The sequence below is a fragment of the Caproiciproducens galactitolivorans genome (genome assembly GCF_026672255.1).
Taxonomy (GTDB): domain Bacteria; phylum Bacillota; class Clostridia; order Oscillospirales; family Acutalibacteraceae; genus Caproiciproducens; species Caproiciproducens galactitolivorans_A.
In genome coordinates this window covers 1-26,369 of sequence record NZ_JAPOHA010000002.1, presented here as the reverse complement: position 1 = coordinate 26,369, position 26,369 = coordinate 1, and the positions used below count along the sequence as shown (strand labels likewise).

Genomic DNA, 26,369 nt, shown 5'->3' with positions numbered 1-26,369 from the left:
TTTATATTACTTTTATTTCAGAAACAGAATAACCAGAATCGCCACTACAAAGCCGTAGATAGCGGTCGCTTCCGCCAGCGCGCAGCCCAGCAGCAGCAGTTTGCTGATTTTCCCTTCGGCTTCCGGCTGTCTGGCAACCGCTTCCGTCGCTTTGCCCGTCGCAATGCCGATTCCTATCCCGGCCCCAATTCCGGTTATTGCCGCCAATCCGGCTCCGATTGCAATTAAACTTGTCATTTTCATTTCTCCTTTTCAATACATTTGTTTCAATCCATGGCTTCCTTAATAAAAAGCGATGTTAAAAAGACAAACACATAGGCCTGTATCAGTCCGTCAAAAATATCAAAATATAAGCTGAACGGAACCGGCAAAACAGGCGGCATAATAATTTTCAATAACTCCATCACAACAAAAGCACCGAGTACGTTGCCGAAAAGGCGCATGCAAAGCGACAGCGGGCGGATAAAGACTTCCAGAATATTAATCGGGGCGATAATCGCGACCGGTTCGGCAAAGCTTTTCAGCCAGTTTTTCGTCCCCTTTTTCCGGATGCCGGCCCACTCGATTAAAAGGATGCTCATAATCGCCAAACCCACGGTTACATTTAAATCCTTTGTCGGCGGTTTGAAGCCAAAAAGGCCGATGATGTTTGCAAATCCAATATAGAGAATGACCGTGGCAAGGTAGGGCACGTATTTTTTCCCTTTCTCGCCTATAATTCCTTCCAGCATATTTTGCAGCCCGCCGACAACTGTTTCGATGATCAGCTGCCTTTCCCCAATGTTTTCAATTTTCAAATTTCTGGTAAGGAGGATTGACATGACAACCAGAATTGCCATGATAATCCAGGTAACCACAACCGATTCCGTTACTTTAATGCCGCCCAGGATCGGAATCATAAATACCGTCTCACAATTGAGCTGTCTCATCAGATCTTCCGTCAATTGTCCCATAAGCTTTCCCCCTTATTGCCGAAGAATCAAATTTGCTGTTAAACCTTCTCAATTCATAAATCCCTTTATCCTCTTACATACAATCAAGCTGGAGAGAATGTGTCTCCAGCTTGATTCAAGTTGTTCAGAAAGGAGTATTGTCGCCGATATAACAGGCGATGTTGTGATCCAAATAAATTTCCTGGAGATGCTCCATTTTTTCTTTCGTCATATCGCCATGGTCATGATACTCGTACTCTTTTCCAAGCTGATTCCATTTTGTTTCGCCCAACCGATGGAATTTCAAAAGATTGATTTCATATAGTCCGTTTCGGTTCATAAAATCAATGAGCTGCAATGCATTTTCATCGCTGTCGTTGTAACCGGCAATCGTCGGCTGCCTTAAAATCAGCCTTCCTTTCCAACCGGACTTCACAAGCGCTTCAATATTGGAAAGGATCAGATCGTTATATACGCCGGTTCCTTCGTAATGCTTTTCCCTGTCCATGTGCTTCACATCAATGAAAGCAAAATTGATGTACTTTAGTACTTCCAAAAATACTTCCTGTTTGGCATAAGCACTGGTTTCAATGGCGGTATGAATCTGCCAGTGACGGCATTGTTTCAGGACTTCGGTTAAAAACTCATGCTGTATCAAAGGATCCCCGCCTGTAAAGGTTACCCCGCCGTCCGGCCCCCAATTGCTGAAGTCGCGTCTCAGAATTTTTATAATATCCTCAACCGTATATTCTTTCACGCATTGTTTAAAAACATTATTGGGGCAGACACCGACACATTCGAAGGTTTCGCAGCGATTGCAGATATCGTAGGCAATGCTTATCCTGCCGTTTTCATCGAACTTGATCGAGCCGTTGGGGCATGCATCTCTGCATGCCCGGCAGCCCGATTCCCATTTGCACGATTTCTCCGCAAACAGGAAGTGTTTTCTATTCTCCCAGCTTTCGGGATTGGCGCACCATTTACACTGCAGGGGACAGCCTGTGAAAAACACACTCGTCCTGCAGCCCGGCCCGTCATGAACAGAAAAGCTCTGGATATCGAAAATGAACCCTTTTTTACTCATATCAAAAAATCCTATCTTGCTTTATACCCCGTACAAGTACAGGCACACATGGTGGAATACGCCCAGTTCTCTTTTTCCAAACCCGTGCATTTTCCAATCCCGTATTTATCCGGCTCGGAAAAGTTTTTGCAGTTTTCGCATCTTTCCACCGGCTTGAATGCGGGGCAGGCCTCGCTGCCTTTTCCATCGATGGGCACAACTGCCTTGCACCTTGCACACATTCCTTTTTCGCAGTCTAAATTAATATAATTCTTACAATCATAATGGCGCATAACGGATACCTCCTTCAATACTTTCATTAGTCTTCATATTCGGTTCTGTAAATAACTTCATCCTGAATCGGCTTGCCAATTTCGCACCAGTACTGTGTGAATCCGGCGACGCGGACCATCAGGTCTCTGTATTTATCCGGGGTCTTCTGCGCGTCTCTCAGCGTATTGGAATCCACAACGTTAAACTGAACATGGAAGCCGCCTTTTCTCATATACGCACGGACAATATCAAGCAGCTTTCTGGTGCCGTTGAGTCCCTTTACCGCTGTCGGATGCAGCTTCAGGTTCATCTGGGAATTCTGCTCCATCGAGTGATCATAAACGGTTGCGGATTCAAAAATAGCATAAATGCCGTTCTTATCGGTTCCGGGCGCCGCCGACAAGGAACCGTCCGAATAGGTTGTGCCGGCAAGTCTTCCGTCGGCTGTTGCCAGAGTTATGAAGCCCTGCGGGCCATGCGTGGATACGGAAATCTGGCACATATACAGAGGTTTGCCGTAATAAGACCGGAATCCGCGAACCATGCCATACATGTAATTCTCGTAATCCTTAAGAATGGAGTCCACGTATTTGTCCGCGTTGCCGTATTTGGGAGCATTGACGCAGGCCGTAAAGATCGTTTCGTATTTCGGGCTGTTTTCCGTGCTGATTTTCGAATCCGGTGAGAAGATACCGGTTTCATACGCCGTCTTGAATCCGAAGTTGTGAATCATTGCATCGGTCATTTCTTCAATGGTGAACTTCCTGTCGTCGTAGACATTCTTCTTAATCGAAGCCAGATCATTGATCAATGTGATCGTGCCGCAGGACTCAAAGTTAATGGTTGCGTTGTATCTTCCGCCCATCATGCCAAGATCTCTGCCCTTTGTGAAGCAGTCCGGCTTCAGCAGGGAGTTCACAACCGGCATATTGTGCCTTCTCCAAATATCCATCTGGATATTGTTGACCTTATTGACAACATCGGTGGTAAGCTCCATGTATTTCTTCCACTGGTCTACCATTGTCTCATAGGAATCCAGCTTCCTGTTATGAGCCGGATAAATCTGTTTGCCTGTTCTCTTATCCAGGCCGTTTGTAAGAACAAGTTCCAGAATCTTCGGCATGGCGATAAAATGAACGCCGGTGCCGCATGTCGGCGAAGCGCCGCCGGGGATCATGGTTACTTTGCCGTTGTAGTGGAGCGGCAGGAAGCAGCCCGGTGCGGATTCAAGGCAGCCGCCGAGGCACCATGCCCTCGAATCTTCAAGGTTCATTCCTTCCGGACCGTAATTCCGGAGCATATAGTTCATACCGGTCTGGTTGTTCATCCATGCGGGATAGCCAAGGCCCAGCTTCGTGCAGAAAGCCGCCTTCATCAGGAAATCTTCCGGCGTCTTTTCATCATACAGAACACTCAATGTAGGCTGAGGCGTTTTATTTCTCATCCCTGCTTCGATGATCAGATACTCCAGAGGGGTAACGGCGGTAAGGCCTTCGTAATTCTGTCCGCCGAGGGAAAGGTTATTGAATGTATTTCCCGAGAGAACACCGCCGGATACGCCCGCAGACGCGAAGCATTCAATACAGGTAATCTTAATTCTGTACAATTCCAGAAGTTCGATGACGCCCTCGTCGTCCATAATCCCGTCTTCAATATCCTTCTCATAGAACGGCTGCAATACCTGACCGAGTCTTCCGATGGACTGACCGGACTGCGGGTCCTCATTGACTACCCCTAAATGGCAGCAAAGCGTCAGCTGAAGCGCTTCCCAGAAGGTTGCCGGTTTCTTATGCGCAATGTTGCCCATCACTTCCGCAATTTTCCCGTAGATTGCTTTCTGCTCTGCGCCTTCTTCAATGGAGGCCAAATATTTCGCCTGCTTGGAATAGTTCTCGCACCAGGCGCTTAAGCCCTTGGTAATTTCTTTCATGGCGGCATAGTAGTAACCTCTGTACATACCGAATTCGCCGTCGTCGCCTGCTTCGCCCATCACTTCCGCGATTTTCTCGTCGCACAATTCGATGATTCGGTCAAAGCCGTATTCCAGAGGCATATAATAGTTCATTACCTCACGGCCCTGCGGAATGGCAAACGAATCAAACATGCAGATAACGGCATCCATGATGCGCTGTTCCTGTTCGTAATTCGGAGTCATCTTGGAATATTTTTCACTTAATTCCTCTACTGAAATCTCGTCCCATGGCTTAGAGGTTTTAACCAGAACCGGAATTTCTTCTTTCCGCATGCCGAATTTCTTTGCAAGGCATACGATATTGCCATAACTTTCCGTAACGTTGCCGCCGCCGGAACCAACGACACTGACGGAGTCCGCTTCACTTTCCGCCGGAGCGTCTACTTCGTTCATCAGAGCCTCTGCCTGTGCGTTGAAGAAGCTTGCGCAAACCCAGGGGAACGGAAACGCGCCCCGGACATTTTTGGTCTTGTTCATAACAAGTTTTTCGTCCGGCAGAATGGTTGGCGTAATGTGCGCCAGGCAGGAAGCCATCGCTTTTGCTCTTCTGACAACCGTAACATCGCCGTCGTTTTCCCACCATATCCGGTTGTACCAGTAGGGAGCCTCCATATCGGCGGAAACTTTTAAGGTGTAATAGATATCCATCAGATTGCGGGAACTCTGTTTTGCTTCGGGGATTTTATAATCCTCAGCGTCGACAGCATTTGCCATGTCTATGCCACGGCTTTTTAAGACATCTTCAAATTTGCTTCCATTTGAATTCATTTAGCATACCTCTTTCCTTCCATGAAAAAATTATTTTAAAGTTAAAGCAGCTTTTTTCAAGCACTCGCCTGATCGTTTTTGCTTTCTGCATGCGCACAGGACAAAGGCAATGTCATTGCTGCAACCAGAGAAACAATAAAGGAACCGAGTGCGAACAACAGGGAATTTGTATAACTGCCGAAAAGGTCAAAGAAATAGCCGCCTATAAAGCTGCCGGTTGCCGGCCCGATCCCCATGATAATGAGCGTTGCAAGCCCCCAGATCTTTCCCAGAGATTTATTCCCGAAGACCGATCCGGCATACCCCGCGCAGCCGCCCGGCTCAATCGCCCAGTAGCCTGCGAAAATAACGGCTGCGATTGCAGCGAAAACTAAGGATACTTTAGACAAAAGCAAGAACAGAATCGCAATAATTCCAAGGGAAGGCGCCACCATCAGCATAATTTTTCTTCCCTTTGTTTCATTGCCGACCTTGGCTACAACCTTATCTGCTGCAATTCCCAGCAAAGGCATGGTAAAGATACCGCAGATTCCGATCACGATATATAGATACGTTGCGGTGCTTAAGGAAAGCTTTACATCCTTTACCCAGAAATTAACGACCTGCGTCCATACCAGGAATTCGGAAAGAACACAGGTGCAGAAGCAGATAATCGTGCCCCAAATCGGATATTTGGAAAACGCTTCTTTAACGCTCCATATGTATTCGGCAGCTGGTTGGGCATTTTTATTCTCCGCGGCCTTGCCGATCGGAGCCAAGCCGTAATGGTCGGGCGATTTTTTGGCTACCAGAGACGCTATGATCAATGCGACAAATACGACCGCCGCAAGAACCTTCATGGCAATTCTCCAGTCCATGGTGGTGAGAATGCTCTTCAGGCCAAGGCTTAGAATAACCTGTGCCAACGGGGCTCCGGCAAAAGCAATTCCCCACATGGTTCCGTAGTTTTTACCGACATACCATTTTCTTACGGAGACGGTCGAAGAAACCCAAAGCATTCCTGTACCGATGCCTGCGAACAAGGCGTATGGAATCAGATAGGACAGATACGTTGTCGCCATGCTGGTAACCCAGAAGCCCAGCGCGGTGAAAACTGCCCCGGCCGCAAAACACGGTCTGGTTCCCCATTTATCAAGAATCATTCCGCTGAAATAAGCTGTAATTGCGTAAATAATCATCATTAATGAATAACCCATGGATAAGGAGGAAACGCTCCAGCCCATGTCCTTATTCATCGGTCCCAGCAACATCGAAAACGAAGACCGGTAACCGAACAATACAAAAACCGCAAGAAAAGATGCCAGCACCGCCATATGGCCTAATTGACTCTGTTTTTTTTCATTCATTAATCTGCCTCCCCATATCTTAAAGCGATGTCAATCACTTGGACATGCTTTTCATAAAAATCGAAACTTGGTCTTTAGAAGGATCCTAACGTATTTCTATTTAACCCCCTCCATCGATTTTTGTTGGTTATCAACAAAATCACCTTCTTTTTATTTATTTTTTTAACCACTTATAATATAATTGAATCCAAGACGATTTAACATCAGTCCCAAGTTGTAATTCGTACCGATCTTTCCGGCGCAATCAGACCATGGTCTTACCTTCCTGAAAAACAGGCGCAAACTACAACCTTTTTACGACCAAAGGTATTTATTTTCGAAAAAACGCAGCGGTTTATTTCTGAATCAAATTGAACAGCAAAAAACACCCTGTAAAGCGATCGAACCGCTTTACAGGGTGTTTTGGATCGGAATTTATTGATTAAAATTCATTCTTTCAATAAATTCCTCATCTTTTTGTACTTGTTTTATTTTTTCCAGTATTTCTGCATCCCAATCGCCTTTCTCACATTCTTCGCTCAAACGTACAATTCCGGTTTCCTTGCTGCCGGTTTGTTCATACAGCTCAATAAACCGGTTGACTGTTATTAATATCCGCAGTTCCAAGCTCATTTGATTGCCCGTTAAATGGTCGGGAAAGCCTTCCCCGTTCATTTTCTCATGATGATTCCGGATAAATCCGCTTAACCATTGGTGCATATTCAGCGAAGACAGGATTTCCGTACCGAGCGTGACATGCTCCTCCTGATCGCCGCACAGAATCTTGCCGATATCATGCAGATAGGCGCCGATCTGCAATCGAATCATTTCTTCGTCTTTCACAAATAAAATTTTCCCGACTTTTTCACAATAATTTTTTACGTTGCAGGCGTGGTCAAATAGTTTCCGGTCTTTTAATTCCATAAGATTCAGATAGCTTTTGACTACCTGACTTTCCCTTTCCATTTTGCTGTAGGTTCGTTTCGAATTTACAGCCCACTCCACCCGGTTTTTTAATTCCTCATAAATGATCGGTTTCGATAAAAATATATCGGTACCGGCGCTGTACCCGCGAATCCGGTCCTGCACTTTCGTCAGCACCGTCAGCATAATAATGGGGATATTCTGCGTGGCGATATTATTTTTTAATTTTCTGCAAACTTCAAACCCGTTCATTCCCGGCATCATAACGTCCAGTAGAATGACATCCGGATCATACTGGCAAGCCGAACTTAACACTTCCGGTCCGTTCACGGCGGTATAACAGGTATAGCCCCAGGTTGACAGGACGTCTTTTGCAATTTCACGATTTTGTTCATTATCATCCGCAATTAATACTTTCTTCATTCTGCCGCCTCATTTTCATCCGTATTTGGCCTTGTTTGGATCGACGGATTTTCAAGATAAAATACTTGCCGTATTCCGAGGTATTTTTGACGCGCACACGCAATTTATCCGAAACAAGACTTTTGTTTTTACCAGGAAAGGCCTAAGTAATCGGTATGGTAACGATAACCTCTGTTCCTTCCCCGTATTTGCTTAATAAAAGGATCTTCCCGTTATGAAGCTCCGCTAATTTCTTTGTAAGGGGAAGCCCCAGCCCGGTACCTTCGTACTGCTTTTCATAAGAATTATCCACCTGCTCAAACTCGTTGAAAATCCTTTTCTGATCTTCTTCCTTAATGCCGATTCCGTTATCCTTCACTCTCAGCTGAACAGAGTCCTCCTTTTTCTGAACATCAACCAGAACATCTCCGCCCTGCGGCGTAAATTTGATCGCGTTGGAGAGAATATTGCACAATATTTGCTTGATCTTATTTGCATCCACCCGAACGATAAAATCGGACGGATTCATTTGAATCGTTACATTCTGATTTTTCCGGTAAGCAAGGCTTTTAACCATATTAAAGCTTTCGGTTACGATATCGGACATGGAGTAATCCCCCATAACCAGCGTCATCTTTCCCGCTTCAATTTTTGAAAGGTCCAGAACAGAGTTAATTAATTGCAGCAGATGCTTTCCGCTGGTTATAATATTGTTTATGTATTTATGCTGTTTGTCATTTAAAGGCCCCGTCATCTCTTCCTGCATGACTTCCGCACTGTTGATAATCGCACACAGCGGGGTTCTTAATTCATGGCTCATATTGGCGATGAAAAGAGATTTTATCTTGCCCGTCTTTTTTAAATCATTTACGGCTTCCCTTAAATTCTGCGTTCTTAATCTTACCTTTCCTTCCAGGTTTTGATTTAATTCCGCGAGCTGTTCGGATAATTTCAGCAGTTCAGAGTGTTCGCTTTGCAGTTTCTCCAAATAGTTATTTCTTTCTTCTTCGCTTTTTTTCAGGTCACAGACCATTTTATGAAAAGCATTCAATAAAACAGCCGTTTCGCTGTTTGAATCTTCTAAATATTGGCTGTCGATAACAATTTCGCTGTCGCCGCGCGAAATTTGGTTTGCTAATTCCGTCGCTTTCAGAATCGGCGCCGTGATACGACCGGATACATATTTCGTGATAAAGATCATGATGATCAAACACAGGCATGTTACGAAAACAATAATATTTCTTTGCGTATCCATAATAATGGAAAATTTATCTTCGGGAATCCCCACGCCCAGCATGCCTATATCTTCTCCGTTATAATTTATGATGGGCTTGTCTAAAAAAATGTGAACCTCGCCGTCATAAACCACCTTTCCGTAAAATACATTCGTCGTACCTTTTAAAGTGCTGATCGCAAGCGGCGTGGAGCTTCCGATAAAATTTTGTTTTTTCGGGCTTCGTATATTCGATGTGATACGAATATCGTTCACAGAGATTGCCAAATAGGAATTTTCAACGCTTTGAGAATACGTTTTCGGGAAATACGCGTCATTATTTACGATATCGCCAAATACTAAATAGCCCAGTAATCGGCCGTCCTGTTTATCGTAAACCGGTGAGACACTTAAAAACACCAGGCATTTTGTCAGATACTCGTTTTTATCCCTATCATTGCTGATCAGTACTTTGTATTGATCGTACTCTTTTGAATCAGAATAAAACAAATCCTTCAGGTCGATCAATTCCGTAGACGTAACGGCGGAATGCTTCTTTTTAACTGCTTCAAGCAGTTTATCCAATTGCGGTATTTTCGTATTCTTTATCGGCGGCTTGTCTGTAATAAAACCTTTATCCGCGCCGAAAACCAGATAAAAATCGATGTAATCATATACTTTATTCACATCATTCAGCATTTCATTTACGGAAGCAATCTTCCTCTTTTGAAGCGCCTGCTGAAACTCTTCCGCGTCCGTCATTTTTACGGACGCTTTTTCCATTTCATCCAGCCGGTTGACCATTTGGTTGTAACCGATCTTCAAGGCATTCTGCAGATAGCCCTGAGAAGCCTTTTGTACCTGATCATTTAAAACGTGATCGGAAAGCAGCAGAATAAACAGCATCGGCACGATTTCAATTATTAAAACAAAAATCATCATTTTTTTACGTATAGACATGCCATTCACCATATTATTTCATTAAATTATTTTTGCAGAACATAATAATCTGCATTCGATCCTTCATGTTTAATTTTCTTAAAATATTGGTAATATGTGTTTTTACCGTTTTATCGCTTATGTTCAATTCCGCGGATATTTCTTTATTGGTCAGTCCGTCCCGAATAAATTTTATGACTTCAATTTCCCTGCGGCTTAGTTTCTTTTCCAGGAACAATACTTCCTGGCTTAATTCATTTTCTTTATTCTTATTTGTCTCATTTATATTTTCGTGAACATTCAGCAGATTGAAGATATTTTCCAATAATCCGACACAGTCATTTAATTTGGATTCGCTGAATACCGGCACGTCCTTTGCTATTTTATAATCAATTAATATTTTTTCTTTTCCTAAATAAACGCCCCCTCCCAAACAGATGGCTGCCAGCTCTTCGTTAAAAAAGATCGGACACGCAAAATAGGTAATGCCAAGATAACAGGTAAAGATACAGATTTTTTTACTATTTAAAACATTGTCCAATACGCATTGCTGCTCGGACTTGCATCTTTCCCGGTTCTTCTGCATGATGAGATGGCAAAATAAAGAAGAATTCGACCATACCGTTACGGATTTTCCTTCTAAATCAACGATCCCCAAACTGATATTGTATAAATCTGCAAAGGAATCCTGGAAAGACTGAATTTTTCTTTTGCCAATGGTTTTAATCCATTTTTCACAACCTGCCAGATTCAGATCTGCTGTCATTTTCTCTATTCCTTTCAAATTGAATCCATAGAATATCATACAAATAAGGATCTTTGTTTAAATTTATAATACACTATAACGATATTCCCGATATTTCCAATTTCCTAAATTTTCAAAATACTTAGAAAGGATTATATCGTTGGAAAATGCGATTTGCTATCAGGATATAGTAAAATAAAACATAAAAATTCATATTTTTTATTAATTATTTTATTAATTATATATCATTATGTAAGGTAAAACAACATAATTCCTACAATTAGAAAAACTCCTCCTGATTCCTTTTCGCAGAATTCTGCTTTCTGTAAAAAAACAGCCTCATCCCGCTGTGCCGGAAACAGGGCGGGAAAAGGCTGTTTTTCGATTTCATTTCTGCTAATTTTTCAATTGAAACATGGATACTTTTTCATGAAGCGTTTTTGCCTGAGCGGAAAGTTCCTCCGCGGCGGCGGAGCTTTCTTCCGCGGTGGCCGAATTCATTTGAACGACAGAGGTGATTTGAGAAATACTGGACTCAATATTGGAAATGGCGTCGGCCTGCTGATTTGTTGCAAAGGCGATCTGTGTGACAACATCATTGACGTTTTGGGATTTCTCAATAATTCTGTTCAGCAGCTCCGCGGTTTTAAGGGCGGTAACCGTTCCGTTTTCAACGGCTTTCACCGAGCCCTCAATTAAAAGCGTGGTTTGTTTTGCGGCTTCCGCACTTTTTCCCGCCAGATTCCGTACCTCGTCCGCAACCACGGCAAAGCCTTTTCCGGCGGCACCGGCCCTTGCCGCTTCAACAGCCGCATTCAGCGCAAGGATATTGGTTTGGAACGCGATATCGTCAATCGTCTTGATGATCTGCGTAATCTTGTTCGAGTAATTCCGGATATCTTCCATTGCGCCCGTCATCTTTTCAATGGTTTGCTGGCCATCATCCAGTTCCTCTTGGGTATCATTCGAAAGGGTTTTCGCGTTATTTGCGTGCTCCGCATTTTTCTTCACCTGTTCCGAAATGGAATTCATCGATTCGGACAATTTTTCGACAGAGCTTGCCTGTTCTGTGGCTCCCTCCGCAAGCGTCTGGGAACCGTTGGCGATTTCACCCGCACCGACGGAAACCTGCGACGCCGCAGTCTCAATTTCTGAAAAAGTATGATTCAGAAAATCAATTATTTTCAGCATCGCCTGTTTGATCGGTGCAAAGTCGCCGACATAATCGCGCGTTACGTCGATCTTCAGATTCCCGTTGGAAAGCTTATTTAATACATCCGATATTTCCTGAATATAACCGCTTAAATTCCGGGAAGTCTTTTTCGATATCTCCGCGAGTTTCCCCAGTTCGTCCTGTGAAGAAACCGTAATATCCGAATGAAGGTTTCCGTTTCCCATATTGGCGGAAAGCTCTACGATGCTGTCTACCGGACGCAGCGATTTTTTAATCAGCAGGGTAATCAGCAGCGAGAGGATGATGATGCCGATGATGCCTGTAATAATAATCAGAATCAATATGGTAGTGACTTCCCCTAAAGCTTCCGATTTTTTAACGGTAAACGTACTGATCCAGTGGTTTTCGATTCCTTCCAGATTTAATGCCTGCGTAACCTTAAGCAGATTATCATCCTTCTGCTCCTTATATTTTGTGCCCGCTAATTTTCGGTCTGCCGTATTGGACACGTAATTCCGGTCATCGGTTAAAATATAATTTGCGGAGGTTTTATATTCCCCCATATTATAATGCAGGCTGTTAATGGTATTCGACAAGATATCGGTGTTGGTTACTCCTATAAATTTGCCGCTGTCATCAAGAATCGGACAGCTTATGGTGACAAGCCATACGGTTTCCCCCGATTCCAATTTAAAACTGTACGGTTCCGTTAAATGGGGCTTTAATGTTTTCTTGGTGGCGGTATAATAATCCTCATTGTTATAGGTATCATAATCATTCATTACTTCGAGCTTCTTTTTCCCGTCTTCAATATACGAATAATAGGAAAGGCCCTGCGGCGTATTCGGAATCAGCGCGTTCGGTTCAAAAGCGACAAATGTGCCGAAGATGCGGCTGTCGTCAACGGAATGCCCCAGCGTATCCCGAATCAGTTTATCCGTTATTTTCGGATCGGAATTCCTGTATTTATTGATTGCATAGGAAAGCGAATTGGATGTTGTCAGCATGTTGTCCAGATAAGCGGTAACACGGTATGCGTTATTCTGTGCCAAATAATTGATCTCGTTCTGGACGGACTGCTGTTTTGAATTCGATAAAAACACGCCAAGGATGATACAGATCATGACAATAATCGAAACAGCCAAGGCAACAACCTGAAGTGGGATTCGAAATGCGAGTCTGTTTTTAAAAGATACCTTTTCCACTTTTCTTCCTTCTTTATACTTTTCTCTTTATACTTTCTTATTGTTACACATTTAACAATTTATTGTACGCATAAAGAATCTGCTGAATTCTTAGAAAATCGATGCTTCATTTCTATTAAATTGAAAGATTTCTTAAGGATAGAATGATTTTTCAGCTTTTCTCCGTCAATTATTAAATAGCAAAATAAATCCGTCTGTTAAAACGGATTTATTTTTGAGTTATTATGCGTGTATTAGGGTTCCGCTTTCGCCTTTCATCGCCATCGGTGCTTTCTCGAGCGAAGCGATAACGGCCCTCCGGTTTTCACCGGATTTTACAAACTGAATGGCGGCCTGTACTTTCGGAAGCATGCTTCCTTTCGCGAACTGGCCTTCTTCACAGTATTTTTCGGCCTGCTCAACCGTCATTTCATCGAGATTCTGCTGATTTGCCTTTCCAAAGTTAATGGCAACTTTATCAACCGCCGTCAGGATAAACAGATACTGCGCGCCAACCGTCTCCGCCAGTTTTGCGGATGCAAAATCCTTGTCAATCACAGCGGGTACGCCGTTATAGTTTCCTTTTGCATCCTTAACAACGGGGATTCCGCCGCCGCCGCAGGCGATAACGATAAATTCATGGTCCAGCAGGTTCAGAATGGAATCCCGTTCGACAATTTCCATCGGTTTTGGGGAGGCAACCATTCTTCTCCAGCCTCTTCCGGCGTCCTCCGCAAATACGGCGTCCGGTTTCTCTTTTTTCAGGCTCTGTACCGTCTCTTCATCGTAGAATGCGCCGATCGGTTTGGTGGGGTTTGAAAAAGCGGGATCGTGTTCGCCCACTTCCACCTGCGTAACCACAGTCGCAACATGCCAGGGCATCCCTACCCGTTTCAGTTCCTTTAAGATTCCCTTCTGCAAATGGTACCCGATATACCCCTGGCTCATTGCCGTGCATTCCGGCAATTCCATTTTCGCTATTTTGTCCGACTGCTGCGAAGCCGCGTCGAAAGCCAGATTGATCATGCCGACCTGCGGGCCGTTTCCATGACTCACGATAATTTCATGCCCCTGCTTGATCAAACCGATCAAAGACGGCGCCGCTTCATCAATTTTGCGCTGTTGCTCTTCCGCGTTATTTCCCAATGCATTGCCGCCCAGGGCAATTACAATTCGTGACATTGTGTTTCCTCCCTAACTTTTCTCCGTATTTCGGGGAAAGGCTAATGATTTTCTCATCGGCTGAACGACCTTTTCCGCCGGTACGAATTTTTTCAGATTTTAAGCTCCTGTAGGATATGTATTCGCTGATAAGTATTACCAAGCCGCTGCCGATCAGAAGGGGGAGCTTCGACGATAATTCCGCCTCGCTCAAGTGAAAGGGCATTACCGTGAAAACCAGGGATAAAAGAATCAGACTCATCGGCATATAGGCTATGAACTTCAATTTTATTGTTCCGCCCTTGATCCTGTACGGGCGGGGACGATCGGCATCTATTTTCCGCAATTTTAAGAACGAAGGGAAGATCATAATATAGGACAAAAGCAGGATAATCATATTCATTGCGAAAAATTGCCAGAATACATCCGTGTTCGGCACGATGGCACCCAAAATAACAATTGCGCTGGAAATAACGGCGTTGATAACGGAAGCACCCAGCGGCATCCCGGTCTTTTTACTTTCCACCGCCAGAAATTCCGGAAGGCAATGATCCTGCGCCGCGGATTTGATTACGCTGTTGACTCCCAGCGACCAGGAAATTAAGTTTGCAAACAATGCATACAGAAACATGACCGCGACCAGACTGATAAGCACACTGTCGGTTTGATGAAGCAGGATACGAAAACTTTCCATCACACCGGTCGAAGCGCTCAACTGGTCCGTCGGGATTGCCACGCTGATTCCAAACGCCGCCAATATGTAGAAAAACACAATCAACACCCCGCCGAGTTTAATGGCGAGCGGGAGTTGTTTTTCCGGGTTCGGCATATCTTCCGTATAAGTTGTAATGACTTCAAACCCCATTAAGTCAAATAAAATAACGATTACATAGGAAAGCCCCTGCGAATCGAACGAAGGCAGAAAAGACTGCGGGCTGAAAGAATTGGCCGCCCCTTTGGTAAGCGCCATGTAAAACCCAAGGCATCCCAGCGCCAGCATGATAATTGCTTTGAAGACCGCCGCCAGGTTCAGTATCCACTTGCTGTCGCTGATACGAAAACAGCTTAGGAACGCGACAAGCCATATGAGCAGAAGCTGGATGGCAAGTCCTCCAAACGTGCCGATAGGAAGATGAAAAGTGGAGATGAGCACGTCCGTAAACAGGAGAACGATGGAACTTACCCAAACAGGGAAATTCAGCCAGTAATAACAGGCCGTTCGTGAACCCCAGCGTATGCCGTACGCCTTTCTTACCCATTCATAAATACCGCCCTGCCCCTGATACGCGGTACCCAGTTCGGCGGAGATCAATCCGTAGGGCAGGAAGAAAGTCAGGATGAGAAATCCCCACCAAAAGAACTGCGAATTTCCCATTTTCGCAGCCGGAGCGGAAGCTTCAATCGTCATGACAATACAGACCGAGGCAAGAACCGCATCAAACATTTTGAACTTCTTTTTTACAGGTTTCCCGTCCACAGGGTTTTCCCCCCTTCTTATTCCCGGGCACACACTTAAAGCGGCGAAATATTTAAGCGGGGATGCAGTCCTGTGCATCCCCGCCGCCATATAGGGGGCTTATTCTGTGTATTATTTGCCGCTGGGCTGCTGCTGGGTGATGCAGTGAATATTTCCGCCGCCCAAAACAACTTCGCGGGTCAAAACGCCTACCACTTTCCGCTCCGGGAACATCTCCTGAATCTGCTGGAGCGCAAGCGCGTCGTTTTCATCGCCGTACTGCGGTACGATTACGCCGCCGTTGACAATCAGGAAATTCATGTAAGAACCCGGGCAAAGGTCTCCTTCTTCTCTCGGAAGGGTTCCTTCTACAACGTCAACGCCCTTGGACTCTTCAAGGGTAATGCGGACCGGTTTCTTCGGAAGGGAGAGCTTGCAGACTTTCAGCTTGCGGCCCTTCGCGTCAACGGTGTTGGACAGCAGATCGTAAGCGTCGTGCGCAATCTGATAGAACGGATCGTCTTTGTCTTCCGTCCAGATACAGGCAACAACGCCCGGACGCACATAGCAGGCAACATCGTCAATATGTCCGTTGGTTTCGTCTGGGTCGATGCCCTCTTTTACCCATACCACCTTTTCAACGTTCAGGTACTGGCGCAGATTTTCCTCAATCTGCTCTTTCTTCAGTTCCGGATTTCTGCCGGGGCTGAGCAGGCAGGATTCCGTAACGATGACTGTGCCTTCGCCGTCAACATGAATGGAACCGCCCTCTAAGACAAAATGATCGGGCTTATAGCGGGTAACCCTTTCAATTTCACAGACCTTGGACGCAACAAGAGCGTCCTGATCCCATGGGAAGTACAGACCGTCATAAAGGCCGCCCCATGCGTTGAAGTCCCAGTCGACCGCTCTGACGTCGCCCTTGTCACTGACGACAAAGGTCGGGCCGCAGTCACGGATCCAGGCGTCATTGCTGGTCATTTCCACTACACGGATTTGCTCATCGTCATTCAGCATGGCCTTTGCGTTTTCATATTGATCCGGGTTTACGCACATGGTAACAGGCTCAAACTGTGCGATTGCTCTCGCAACGTTGCAGAAAACCTCCTGCGCCGGCTTACCGCCGTTGCGCCAGTTGTCTGTTCTCTGCGGCCACAGCATCCATGTGCCTGTATGGTTTTCAAATTCGCCGGGCATTCTGTAACCGTCTTTTTTCGGTGTCGAATTGTCTTGATAAATTACTTTCATAGCTACTTTCCCTTTCTGTATTCGTTTTACTTTTTATTCTTTTGCTTCCTCCGATTTCTGATCTTTGGAAGGCATATGGCAAATAATTTCGCCGATGATAATCGCAATCAGGGTACCGATGGCCAGAGGCCCTTTGGAAGAAAGTTCGTCGGCTGAACTGTTCAGCGGCACGCAGGATAAGATGATGGAAACAAGAAGTAAGATCATTGGCAGAATGACCATTAAGCGAAGCTTAACGGGGCCGCCGGAAACTTTAAACGGTCTTTCCCTGTCGGGGTCAATTTTGCGAAGTTTCAGGAACGTCGGGAAGAGCGGTACATAGGACAGCAACAGGGTCACTACGTTCAGGCCGAAGAAGCTCCAGAACAGGTCCTGATTGGGAAGGAACGGAGCGACAATAACCAGTGCACTTGCTACAACGCCGTTCATAACCGCGCTGCCGGTCGGCATCTCCGTCTTCTTATTTTCATGCGCAAACACCTTGGGCAGACTGCCGTTCTTTGCAGCATAGTCGGCCACATAGTTTACACCGTAGGACCAGGAAACCATATTGCCAAACAAAGTTACCAGAAAAAGGATACCCATAATGGTAATGAAAACGCCGTTTTTGCCGATTAAAAGCTGAAGGCTGTCCATCAGACCGCTGGAAGTGCTGATTTGGTCTGTTGGAATGGCGACGCCGATACCGAACGAGGAGAAAATGTAGATAACCGCAATGGCTATGCCGCCTGCAATGATCGCCTGCGGAATCTGCTTTCTTGGATTTTCCATGTCGGACGCATAGGAGGTAATGACTTCAAATCCCATGAAGTTAAAGAGAATAACGGAAATATAGGACAGGCTGTCCAAATTCAGCGAAGGAAGCATGGACTGCACCGTGTACTCGTTTGCCGCGCCGCGGGTCACCGCGGTATAAATCCCGAGGCCTCCCAGTACGAGTGCAATAAAGACCTTAATAAAAGCGGACAGGTTCAAAATCCATTTGCTGTCGCTGATGCGGGAAAAGCTGAGCAGAACGACGATCCAGATAAATGCCAGTTCAATCAGAATGCTTGGCAGCGTCCCCATTTCGGAGCCGGTAAGCAAATTGATGGTAGAGGGGAACATAACCGCCAGAGACGCCATCCACAGCGGGAAGTTAATCCAATAGTACCAGGCGACCCTTGATCCCCATTTTTTGCCGTACGCCCTGCGTACCCAGTCGTAAAGTCCACCCTCGTCATCATAGGCTGTTCCAAGTTCCGCAGCAATCATGCCGTAAGGGAGCAGGAATGTGATTATCAGGAAAATCCACCAGAAGAACTGTGAATTCCCGATGGCCGCCGCCGGTGCCGCTGCTTCCGCGACGAAAACGACGCAGATAACGGACAGAATCGCATCAAATAATTTGAACTTTTTCTTTGCCATGATATTCACCCCTATATAAAATTAATAAATAAACTTCTTCAGTTCAATGGAAGGGGGAAGCTTCTGAAATTACAGAATTCTGTTTGCAAGGAATTCTTCCAGTTCTGCTTTTGCCGCCTGCGCTTTATACTCGCTGACCGTCTGCGGATTCAGGAAATAGACAAGCAGCGCTCTCATCGCGGTCAGTCTGTTTTCCGCTTCGTCAAATACGATGGAACAGTCGGAATCGATCACTTCGTCCGTAACCTCTTCTCCTCTTGTGGCCGGCAGGCAGTGCATGAATTTCGCATGCGGACTTGCAAGCGACATCAATTCTTTGTTAACCTGATATTTCGGCATGAAAACCTTGAGTCTCTCTTCCTCGGAAAGTTCTGCTTCATAAAGGCCGTACCAGACATCCGTATAAACAAAGTCGGCGTCCTTCAAAGCTTCCTTTGCGTTTTCGGTAATTGCGAAGCTGCCGCCGGAAACTTTGCAGTTCTCTTCTGCAATTTTAATGTGGTTCTCTCTCAGCTGGAAACCCTTCGGCCCGAAGTGGACAAACTTCATGCCAAGCTTCGTGCAGAGGAAGCAGAGGGAAGCGCAGACCTGCGTCGCGTCGCCGACAAATACAACCTTGCAGTCTTCCAGCTTTTTGCCTTCCGGAAGGTGCTCGACCATCGTGATCGCGTCGCCCATTTCCTGTGTCGGATGGTTGTAATCGGACATGCCGTTGATCACCGGAACGGTTGCATTGTTTGCAAGATTCACAATCGTCTTATGTCTTTCGACTCTGGCCATTAAAATGTCAACCAGCCTTGAAAGGACTCTTGCGGTATCTTCAATGGTCTCATGACCGCCCAACTGGATTTGGCCCGGCGCAAGATACTGTGCGTGACCGCCAAGCTGCTCCATCGCTGTTTCAAAGGAAACTCTTGTTCTGGTTGAAGACTGTTCAAAAATCATGCCAAGAGTTTTATTCTTCAAGAGCGGCGGATAATAACCGGACTTAATGCATTTCTTTAATTTAAGCCCCAGTTCAATAATGTCCAACAGTTCTTGCTTGGTAAAATCAGTGGTGTCTACAAAATCCTTAATTCTCGCCATGTTTCATATCCTCCATAAAAATATTTAGGTCATATAACCTTCATTTCGTGACATTATTATAAGGCTTTTTGATCAGAATGCACAATTACACTCCGGTATAACCTCTGAAAAATCACCCGTTTCCTGCCAATATCACCCGTTTGGGTGATATGAATCGTGAAAACGGACAGTGTATGCTTTTATTATTGTGCAATATCCCATATGGTGGATTAATTTTAAACAAAATAAACAAAAAGTGTTATTAATTTCCTATTTGACTTGACAGTGTTTTCGATTCAGAATACTATATATACGGAAAATATGTACACGGTGAAGAAAGGAAGTGTCGAAAATCATGGTGGAATTGAACCATGAGGAATGGTGTCAGATCAACACAATTGTCGCTAATATTTACAGCTGCGATAATTTGGTCGCTCTGCGGGGTGACTTTCTGGAAAGGATCCGGAATCTTGTCACCTATCAGAAAGCTTTCTTTGACCTGGGGGATAACAAGGGGGATAACCACATCTTTTTTGATCCCATAGCCATCGGTATGTCCGACTCGAATCTGGACGATTATTATCATCATTTTGAATCGCTGGATTACGCGGTCTGGGCGCTTTCCCAGAATGAGCCGATTGTCTACCGTGATACGGATTTGCTCCCGGACAAGCTTCGGGAGCGGTCACTTTTCTGCAACGAATGGCTGAAACCCATGGATGTCTTCTACTGCGGAGGCTCCAGTATTATTGAAAGCGGAACGCTCTTCGGCTCGGTTACTTTTATGCGGAACAAAAAAACCGGCGACTTTACAGACCATGACCTGGAAATTTTCCGCATTTTAAACGATCATCTTTGCAGGCGGTTCCGCCAGATTTTCCCGAACGGAATCAGCTATAAAGCATCGAATTCCCCGGAAAACGACATGATGTCAAAATACCGGCTGACACAGCGGGAATATGAAATTCTCCAGCTGCTGAATGCCGGAATGCACAACAGCGAAATCAGTGCAAGACTTTTCATTTCGGAAAATACGACGAAAAAACATGTTGCGCATATCTTTGAAAAACTGAATGTTTCCAACCGCTCCCAACTGGTGCGGGTTGTTTGTGAAAGATCCAATCCTTCTGTATAATAACAGAAAGCCTGTAAGATAACGTATTGCTATCTTACAGGCTTTTTTATCTCTGCATTTCTTCAATAAAATCCAGCAACAGACCCGGCAGCACATCCTTGAAATATGGAAGATACAGCCTTTCCCCCATTTTGTGCGCATCCTTGCCGACGGGGCCGATATTAATAACCGGAATATCAAGCTGCTGCATTTTTTCAAGAGGATACGGCGTACCGACATTCAGCCCGACCAGATTCTTTTGCAAAAGGTGAATATCCCTGCCGTCGCCCTGGAATCCAAGTTCGCTTAAATCCGATATTCCTTCGTATACCTCGGACAGCCGAATATCCAACCCTTTATTTTTACGGGTATCAATCAGTTTTTCCGCAATGCTTTCCACTTTTCGTTCCTTCTCGCTGATTCGCAAATTGACACGGGAAGGGCAGTAGGGCGGCAGGAAACCGATGACGAACGCCGGTCCTTCCAGTTGAATTTCATCGCAGAGTTCATTTACGAAGCTCATACAGCAGTCCTGAATATCCATGTCCCGCAGGCATCGGCGGATATATTCCTGTAAGGATTCCTCGTGGCTGCGGCCTGTTTTTTGTTCGTATTCCGTGCAAAGCTCTTCAAAAGTCAGGATTTTAACCTTTCTTTTTCCTTTTCCGGCTTGCTCCAGCGCTTTTTCCGCGGAGGAGGATGCGAAAAGGCTGACCAGGTTAAGGATATCCCCCGGTCTTTTCCTTACAAACAGATAATTGAAATACATGGCGAAACGGTTCGGAACCGTTACAGAATAGCTTTTTCGGAAGTCCATCGTCCTCAGGCAGCAGATAGGGGGATATTTTTTCCCTTTATAAATTTCCGTGAATTCCGGATTGTTTTCCATTGCGATTCCCAGATGAAAGGCCATCAGCGCCGCGCTGATTCCTTCAAAATATTCGCCTACATGGCTTTCCTTCCCCACAGCCAGCGCAAAAGGGGTAACCATGCCGATTGTGCCAAGATAGATCCGGCCGCAGTCCTTGCTTTCCGGCGTAATGGTCGGTTCACTGTCAATACAGCAAAGCAATTCATATTTTTCATTGCGGAGCGAGCAGAAGTATTCCACCGCCTGATGAATTCCGTTCGCGTTGTTTTCCTCATCAATGACCGGTATCCAGAGCAGGTTCACCTTCAGCTTTTCCAAGTGCATAGCATAGTATTTTAGAATCGCCCACTGCGCCGCCAGCCCGGATTTCATATCCGCCACGCCCCGGCCTGCGAGATACTCTCCGCTTTGGAGCTCCTTCCAGATTTCGTCATCAATATCTGCTTTTAAAAGCGCCTCCGTATATTTCACAGGCTGAAACGCCAAATCCTTCAGCGGCCCGCAGACCTCGGTATCGACCGTATCAATGTGGCCGCTGAGGATGATTGTGTTTTTTGTAGGGGGATTTGCTTTCAGAAAGGCTACAAGATTTTTCCTTTTTAAAGGATCGCCCTCGACAGGCTGTAAAAACAGGCAATCCGGATTTTCCTGAAAATACGGTATTGTTTTAAGGCTTTCATACAGGAACTGCGTTCCGTTGTTTTCGCAGCCCTCTTCCCCGTTTACGGTATTCACCCCGCAAAAATCCAATAATAAACGGAGCATTTCCTCCGAATCCAATTCTTCCCGGCGCAACGGAATCTCTCCTTTTCCGATAAAATGAATGGGCCGGTTTTCGCGCCGGCCCATTATTCTTATTTATTCAACATAGTCTTTATGCGGGAAAATCGGAAGCGTGTTTGGGTCCGTACCCGCCAGCATTTCATTTACAAAGGTCGGAAGGGCGAACGCGCCCTCATGGATTTGTGAATTATAATACATGGTTTTCAGGCCAAACGCCTCCCAGCGCTCCACCTGATGGTCACGCACCGGGTCGTATTTTTTGGAAGCAAAACCGAACAGCCAATGCCCGGATGGATACGTAGCAATATTGTACTGGTACACCCTTACGATCGGGAACACGTCCTTGATCTTCCGGTGCGCCTTGCGCATTTCCTTTACATGGAACTGGTAATACGGAGATTCGTGCTGGTTAATCAGAATCCCGTCGTCGGAAAGGACTCGGAAGCACTGGCGGTAAAATTCCGTGGTAAACAGTCCCTCGCCGGAACCGATCGGATCCGTGGAATCCACAAGAATCAAGTCGAAGGAAGCATCCGGCTTGTTTTTCACATAATTGAGACCGTCTTCAAAGTGTAAATGGAGGCGCGGTTCCTTCGCAATATGCCCCGCCGTCTGCGGCAGATACTCCTGGCAAAGCTGCATAACCCGCTCGTCAATTTCAACCAGGTCAACGCTTTCAATATGCTTATAACGGCATATTTCACGGGAGGTTCCCCCGTCGCCGCCGCCGATAATCAGAACCCGCTTAATGTCCGGGTTTGTCGCCATCGGCACATGCGTAATCATATCATGATAAGCAAACTCGTCCTTCTGCGTTACCATCATCAAACCGTCCAGCGTAAAGAAACGGCCATACGTTTCAGAATCAAAAAAATCGATTCTCTGGTAAGGCGTTACCTCCGAATGAAGCGGTTTTGTTACCTTAATCGAAAATTTCGTGCTGCTGTCCCAGTTTTGCGTATACAGAATATCAACGAGGGGATTCTCCATCTTTTGCTCTCCTTTTCACTTTTAAATATTCAAATTCGTGCAACAATATACTAATTTGATAGATATAATAGCATAATATCTTTTCCTTTTCAATCATTATTTTTTCAAAATTATTTTCATTTATGTACCTTTTTTCATTATATTACCAAAACGAAGCAGCAGGGTGGCCGTAAAATTTCACCTTACGAAAACGATTTGAATATTTATCCACCAGATCTGTATGAATGTAATTTATAGGGAAAGTATAAATATGGATAATTATTTTGGGATTTTTTGTAAAAAATTGATTATAATTCATTATAATTAGAATAAATTGTCGAACTCTGTTAAAATATACTGATAGGGATAAAAACTAACCAATTTTCCTGTTGTGCATTAAGGTGAAAGGGGCGGTACATGGTTATACCTCTTATTTCATTCTAATTATTTCTATTCGGTAATTATTCTAGGAGGAGTTATAGTAAATGACTAAATTAAAGGGGTTAAAACTGCCCAAATTAAAATTTTCCAACATGAAAATTAAAAAGAGACTTCAGTTTGGATTTTCAATTGTAGGAATATACATTGCCGTAAGCGGCTGCCTGGGCGTTTGGGGAATGTTAGGCAGCACCGATGCGTGGGTCTTATTATCGGTGATTTTGATTTTGTTATCGATTGTGGGAATTCTGAACTTAATTATAATCTATCATTCCATTGTAAAAGAATTCGACAAACCAATTGATGAGCTTATTGCAGCGACCAATCAGTTCGCCGAAGGGAAACTGGACGCGGAAATTACCTTTCAGTCCAAAAACGAGTTGGGCGAACTCGCCGACTCCCTCCGCTTTGCCCTGCAAAGCCTTCGTTACGCGATTAATGAAATAACGAAAAGGCTTGTAAAAATTTCCGAAGGAGACGTTTCCTTCGATGCTTTAAAGGGCTACGCGGGCGATTATGCTCCCATCGCAGCCGCGGTGAATACCATTCTGGATTCCTTGAATAGTGCATATAAAAATGTTTTGGTTTCCTCAGAACAAATCAGCAACGGTTCCAATCAGGTTTCCGGCGGCGCGCAAAGCCTGGCGCAGGGCGCGACCGAACAGGCCAGTGCCATTCAGGAGCTGTCCGCAACGATTGCCGACGTTTCTCAAAGGATAAATGAGAATACCGAACATGTTACGGAAGCAACGTCTTACATAGAAGAAACCACAAAGCAGGTGCAGCACAGCAATCAGCAGATGCAGCAAATGCTTGAGGCCATGGACAACATTAATATCTCTTCCAATGAAATCAGCAAAATCATTAAGGTAATCGATAATATCGCATTCCAAACCAACATTCTGGCATTGAACGCCGCTGTTGAAGCCGCCAGGGCCGGAGCGGCGGGAAAGGGATTCTCTGTTGTCGCTGATGAAGTCCGCAATCTTGCCAGCAAATCCGCCGATGCGGCAAAGCAGACAACCCAGTTAATTGAAAATTCCATTCAAAAGGTTTCGGACGGAACCCAGATCGCCGACAGCACGGCACAGGCGCTGAGTAAAGCAGCCGAGCAAATGGCAAGCGTTCAGGATACCATCCGGAAAATAGAGCAGGCTTCCACCGCTCAGGCAACCGCAGTCGAGGAAATAACGAAGGGAATCGAACAGGTTTCCGCGGTCGTTCAGACAAACTCTGCAACAGCGGAAGAGAGTGCGGCTGCAAGCGAGGAACTTTCCGCGCAGGCGAACAGCCTGAGAGCCGAAGCCGAAAAATTAAAACTTCGCAGCTAAATTGCAAACACCCCGTAATTACACGGGGTGTTTTTTTCATTGTAAAGTGGGCTTATGCGTTCACAACCTCCATTTGCAATCCTTTCATCACGTCGAGCGCCGCTTGATTCAGATGCGCGTCGTTGCCGGCTGTGCAGGCGGCGTCCACTACGATTTTTGCTTCCGGCAGAGCCGCTTTTGCCAGCACGGCGTTCGAGAGGACACAGATGTTGGAAACGACGCCGGCAAGCTCAACGCAGTCATATTGATTCTTCGCCAGGTATTCCGCAAGCCGCATGGAACCAAACGTCGGCTTTTCAAAACATTGATCCCCTTCGCTGCAAAGCGCGGCTATTTTCCCGTATAATTTCCAGCCCTCCGTATTTTTCAGGCAATGCGGTACGGGAAGTTTTTTCCCTTCCTGTGTCTCCAGGTAATTCGTTTCATGTGTATCGTACGTAAAGGCAACTTCCCAGCCATTCTTTCTGTAGGAATCTATTTTTTTCGCAATCCGATCCTCCAGCAAAACCGCTTCTTCAAAGCCCAGGCTGCCCGTAACAAAGTCATTTTGGTAATCCACTACAATCAATATTCTTTTCATAGTATCATTCCTTTCTGAAAATTTACCTGTTTTTGCTATTATATCACTTTTGATTATGCCAATATTTTTAAAAATGGGTCTTTTTCAACCTCCAATAAAGGAGAAAGCTTGAGAATGACATTCCTCAGCAAAAGTTATATTTCTCCTTGACAAATATTGTTTTATGATTATAATTGTAATAAAGTATTTTAAAAGGCCTTAATATAGAGAAAAAAGTGAAATAAATAAAAAAGTTATCAGAATGAGGTCTGGCAAAAAGCTTGTGCTACATGCTTTGGCGCTAGTTAATAAATTTTTTGAAATGCACTGTAGACTGTCACATTATGATGGCTACAGTGTATTTCTTAAAAAAAAGAGTGTAGAGAAGAATTAAAATAATGTATATGAAGTAAAAGACGATACTTATGATATTCTTTTGATTGATTATAACAATGAAGTGCGCCAGATAAAATAAGAAAAATATAGTTCAAAACGAAAGGAGGATTTTAGTTGAGTGCAATAAAAGTAAATTTGGATGGGCTGGACGGCTGTGCAATGCAGTTTCATACGATAGCCATCACATTTGAAGATTTAAAATCTTCTATGGATCATGTATTTGGCAGCGTGGATTCCAAGATAAAGCGGAGAAGAAATATTGACGGGTCCATCGCAGATATTCAAAAAAGTATGAAAGCGTTGTATACTGAAATAGAAAATATCAGCCTGTTTGTATCATCTTCAAAAGATATCTATGATAAGACGGAAACGCACCTTGAAAAAGAATCAAACAGTTTTATCGATCGAATGGAAGACATAGCCGGACTAAAAAAAGAATGGTATCAAGAAAATTGGTTCAAAATAGCGGTGGGAACCGTGGTTACCGGGATAGCAATAGCGGTTGTTGTCGTCGTTGGGCCGGAATTGATGTTTATTGCAGTTGGTACCGTAGTAGGGGGTGGAATCTATGGTATAACGGAAGGGATCGAAAGCATCCGGAACGGCGGAGAATTTATTGATGGATTCAGCGACGGATTTATGAAGGGTACAATTGAG

At 44.9% G+C, this 26,369-nt stretch carries 20 protein-coding genes and 1 pseudogene; 3 read left to right on the top strand and 18 right to left on the bottom strand.

Going from position 1 to position 26,369, the window contains the following annotated elements; genetic code table 11:
• Positions 1-12 precede the first annotated feature (12 nt).
• The 15 genes from atpE to ptcA all read right to left on the bottom strand — a co-directional run bounded on the left by atpE (position 13) and on the right by ptcA (position 19,272).
• Positions 13-237: an ATP synthase F0 subunit C gene (gene atpE, locus OUY18_RS01720; RefSeq protein WP_268056986.1), complete on the bottom strand. Its 225-nt coding sequence runs from the start codon at positions 235-237 to the stop codon at positions 13-15.
• Positions 238-266: 29 nt separating this feature from the next.
• Positions 267-953, bottom strand: coding sequence for a F0F1 ATP synthase subunit A (locus tag OUY18_RS01715; protein ID WP_268056985.1), 687 nt, complete (start codon positions 951-953; stop codon positions 267-269).
• 124 nt (positions 954-1,077) lie between these two features.
• The gene (hpdA, locus tag OUY18_RS01710) at positions 1,078-2,016 is read right to left on the bottom strand and encodes a 4-hydroxyphenylacetate decarboxylase activase (protein ID WP_268056984.1); all 939 of its coding nucleotides are present in this window, start codon (positions 2,014-2,016) and stop codon (positions 1,078-1,080) included.
• A gap of 11 nt (positions 2,017-2,027) precedes the next feature.
• Positions 2,028-2,288 (bottom strand): 4-hydroxyphenylacetate decarboxylase small subunit, encoded by a 261-nt coding sequence (gene hpdC / locus OUY18_RS01705; RefSeq protein WP_268056983.1) that lies wholly within the window; start codon positions 2,286-2,288, stop codon positions 2,028-2,030.
• 26 nt (positions 2,289-2,314) lie between these two features.
• Positions 2,315-5,008 carry a 4-hydroxyphenylacetate decarboxylase large subunit gene (gene hpdB, locus OUY18_RS01700; RefSeq protein WP_268056982.1) on the bottom strand — a complete coding sequence of 898 codons (2,694 nt, stop codon included), beginning with the start codon at positions 5,006-5,008 and terminating at the stop codon, positions 2,315-2,317.
• A 56-nt stretch (positions 5,009-5,064) separates the two neighbouring features.
• Entirely contained in the window at positions 5,065-6,354 is a 1,290-nt protein-coding gene (locus tag OUY18_RS01695; protein ID WP_268056981.1) for an MFS transporter, read from the bottom strand.
• A 414-nt stretch (positions 6,355-6,768) separates the two neighbouring features.
• A complete protein-coding gene (locus OUY18_RS01690; protein ID WP_268056980.1) occupies positions 6,769-7,680 on the bottom strand; it encodes a response regulator in 912 nt (303 codons plus the stop codon).
• A 142-nt stretch (positions 7,681-7,822) separates the two neighbouring features.
• A complete protein-coding gene (locus OUY18_RS01685) occupies positions 7,823-9,832 on the bottom strand; it encodes an ATP-binding protein (protein WP_268056979.1) in 2,010 nt (669 codons plus the stop codon).
• 13 nt (positions 9,833-9,845) lie between these two features.
• Positions 9,846-10,577, bottom strand: coding sequence for a LuxR family transcriptional regulator (locus OUY18_RS01680; RefSeq protein ID WP_268056978.1), 732 nt, complete (start codon positions 10,575-10,577; stop codon positions 9,846-9,848).
• A gap of 375 nt (positions 10,578-10,952) precedes the next feature.
• The gene (locus OUY18_RS01675) at positions 10,953-12,935 is read right to left on the bottom strand and encodes a methyl-accepting chemotaxis protein (RefSeq protein ID WP_268056977.1); all 1,983 of its coding nucleotides are present in this window, start codon (positions 12,933-12,935) and stop codon (positions 10,953-10,955) included.
• Positions 12,936-13,157: 222 nt separating this feature from the next.
• Positions 13,158-14,096 (bottom strand): carbamate kinase, encoded by a 939-nt coding sequence (gene arcC / locus OUY18_RS01670; protein ID WP_268056976.1) that lies wholly within the window; start codon positions 14,094-14,096, stop codon positions 13,158-13,160.
• Positions 14,050-15,552 carry an APC family permease gene (locus OUY18_RS01665; protein ID WP_268056975.1) on the bottom strand — a complete coding sequence of 501 codons (1,503 nt, stop codon included), beginning with the start codon at positions 15,550-15,552 and terminating at the stop codon, positions 14,050-14,052. Before OUY18_RS01665 ends, arcC begins: the two co-directional genes overlap by 47 nt.
• A 111-nt stretch (positions 15,553-15,663) precedes the next feature.
• Positions 15,664-16,779: an agmatine deiminase gene (gene aguA / locus OUY18_RS01660; protein WP_268056974.1), complete on the bottom strand. Its 1,116-nt coding sequence runs from the start codon at positions 16,777-16,779 to the stop codon at positions 15,664-15,666.
• A 33-nt stretch (positions 16,780-16,812) separates the two neighbouring features.
• A complete protein-coding gene (locus OUY18_RS01655; protein WP_268056973.1) occupies positions 16,813-18,186 on the bottom strand; it encodes an APC family permease in 1,374 nt (457 codons plus the stop codon).
• A 69-nt stretch (positions 18,187-18,255) separates the two neighbouring features.
• A complete protein-coding gene (gene ptcA, locus OUY18_RS01650; protein ID WP_268056972.1) occupies positions 18,256-19,272 on the bottom strand; it encodes a putrescine carbamoyltransferase in 1,017 nt (338 codons plus the stop codon).
• Between the two features lie 334 nt (positions 19,273-19,606).
• Between ptcA and OUY18_RS01645 the strand changes: the two genes are divergently transcribed.
• Entirely contained in the window at positions 19,607-20,386 is a 780-nt protein-coding gene (locus OUY18_RS01645; RefSeq protein WP_268056971.1) for a helix-turn-helix transcriptional regulator, read from the top strand.
• A gap of 46 nt (positions 20,387-20,432) precedes the next feature.
• Here OUY18_RS01645 and OUY18_RS01640 read toward each other — a convergent pair whose 3' ends face one another.
• Complete coding sequence (locus tag OUY18_RS01640; protein ID WP_268056970.1) at positions 20,433-22,031, bottom strand: M20/M25/M40 family metallo-hydrolase; 1,599 nt, start codon at positions 22,029-22,031, stop codon at positions 20,433-20,435.
• A gap of 63 nt (positions 22,032-22,094) precedes the next feature.
• Positions 22,095-23,009: a polyamine aminopropyltransferase gene (gene speE, locus OUY18_RS01635; protein WP_268056969.1), complete on the bottom strand. Its 915-nt coding sequence runs from the start codon at positions 23,007-23,009 to the stop codon at positions 22,095-22,097.
• 464 nt (positions 23,010-23,473) lie between these two features.
• On the opposite strand from speE, the gene OUY18_RS01630 reads away from it, so the two are divergent.
• A complete protein-coding gene (locus tag OUY18_RS01630; RefSeq protein WP_268056968.1) occupies positions 23,474-24,757 on the top strand; it encodes a methyl-accepting chemotaxis protein in 1,284 nt (427 codons plus the stop codon).
• A 52-nt stretch (positions 24,758-24,809) separates the two neighbouring features.
• Here the strand turns inward: OUY18_RS01630 and OUY18_RS01625 are convergent, their stop codons facing one another.
• Positions 24,810-25,337 carry a cysteine hydrolase family protein gene (locus OUY18_RS01625; RefSeq protein ID WP_268056967.1) on the bottom strand — a complete coding sequence of 176 codons (528 nt, stop codon included), beginning with the start codon at positions 25,335-25,337 and terminating at the stop codon, positions 24,810-24,812.
• Positions 25,338-25,826: 489 nt separating this feature from the next.
• Between OUY18_RS01625 and OUY18_RS01620 the strand changes: the two are divergent.
• Positions 25,827-26,369: pseudogene (locus tag OUY18_RS01620) on the top strand (hypothetical protein); the annotation flags it as partial.

Bases quoted from the DNA above. Each gene is read 5' to 3' on its own strand.
- atpE (WP_268056986.1), bottom strand. From the start codon at position 237: ATGACAAGTTTAATTGCAATCGGAGCCGGATTGGCGGCAATAACCGGA.
- OUY18_RS01715 (WP_268056985.1), bottom strand. From the start codon at position 953: ATGGGACAATTGACGGAAGATCTGATGAGACAGCTCAATTGTGAGACG.
- hpdA (WP_268056984.1), bottom strand. From the start codon at position 2,016: ATGAGTAAAAAAGGGTTCATTTTCGATATCCAGAGCTTTTCTGTTCAT.
- hpdC (WP_268056983.1), bottom strand. From the start codon at position 2,288: ATGCGCCATTATGATTGTAAGAATTATATTAATTTAGACTGCGAAAAA.
- hpdB (WP_268056982.1), bottom strand. From the start codon at position 5,008: ATGAATTCAAATGGAAGCAAATTTGAAGATGTCTTAAAAAGCCGTGGC.
- OUY18_RS01695 (WP_268056981.1), bottom strand. From the start codon at position 6,354: ATGAATGAAAAAAAACAGAGTCAATTAGGCCATATGGCGGTGCTGGCA.
- OUY18_RS01690 (WP_268056980.1), bottom strand. From the start codon at position 7,680: ATGAAGAAAGTATTAATTGCGGATGATAATGAACAAAATCGTGAAATT.
- OUY18_RS01685 (WP_268056979.1), bottom strand. From the start codon at position 9,832: ATGTCTATACGTAAAAAAATGATGATTTTTGTTTTAATAATTGAAATC.
- OUY18_RS01680 (WP_268056978.1), bottom strand. From the start codon at position 10,577: ATGACAGCAGATCTGAATCTGGCAGGTTGTGAAAAATGGATTAAAACC.
- arcC (WP_268056976.1), bottom strand. From the start codon at position 14,096: ATGTCACGAATTGTAATTGCCCTGGGCGGCAATGCATTGGGAAATAAC.
- aguA (WP_268056974.1), bottom strand. From the start codon at position 16,779: ATGAAAGTAATTTATCAAGACAATTCGACACCGAAAAAAGACGGTTAC.
- OUY18_RS01655 (WP_268056973.1), bottom strand. From the start codon at position 18,186: ATGGCAAAGAAAAAGTTCAAATTATTTGATGCGATTCTGTCCGTTATC.
- ptcA (WP_268056972.1), bottom strand. From the start codon at position 19,272: ATGGCGAGAATTAAGGATTTTGTAGACACCACTGATTTTACCAAGCAA.
- OUY18_RS01645 (WP_268056971.1), top strand. From the start codon at position 19,607: ATGGTGGAATTGAACCATGAGGAATGGTGTCAGATCAACACAATTGTC.
- speE (WP_268056969.1), bottom strand. From the start codon at position 23,009: ATGGAGAATCCCCTCGTTGATATTCTGTATACGCAAAACTGGGACAGC.
- OUY18_RS01630 (WP_268056968.1), top strand. From the start codon at position 23,474: ATGACTAAATTAAAGGGGTTAAAACTGCCCAAATTAAAATTTTCCAAC.
- OUY18_RS01625 (WP_268056967.1), bottom strand. From the start codon at position 25,337: ATGAAAAGAATATTGATTGTAGTGGATTACCAAAATGACTTTGTTACG.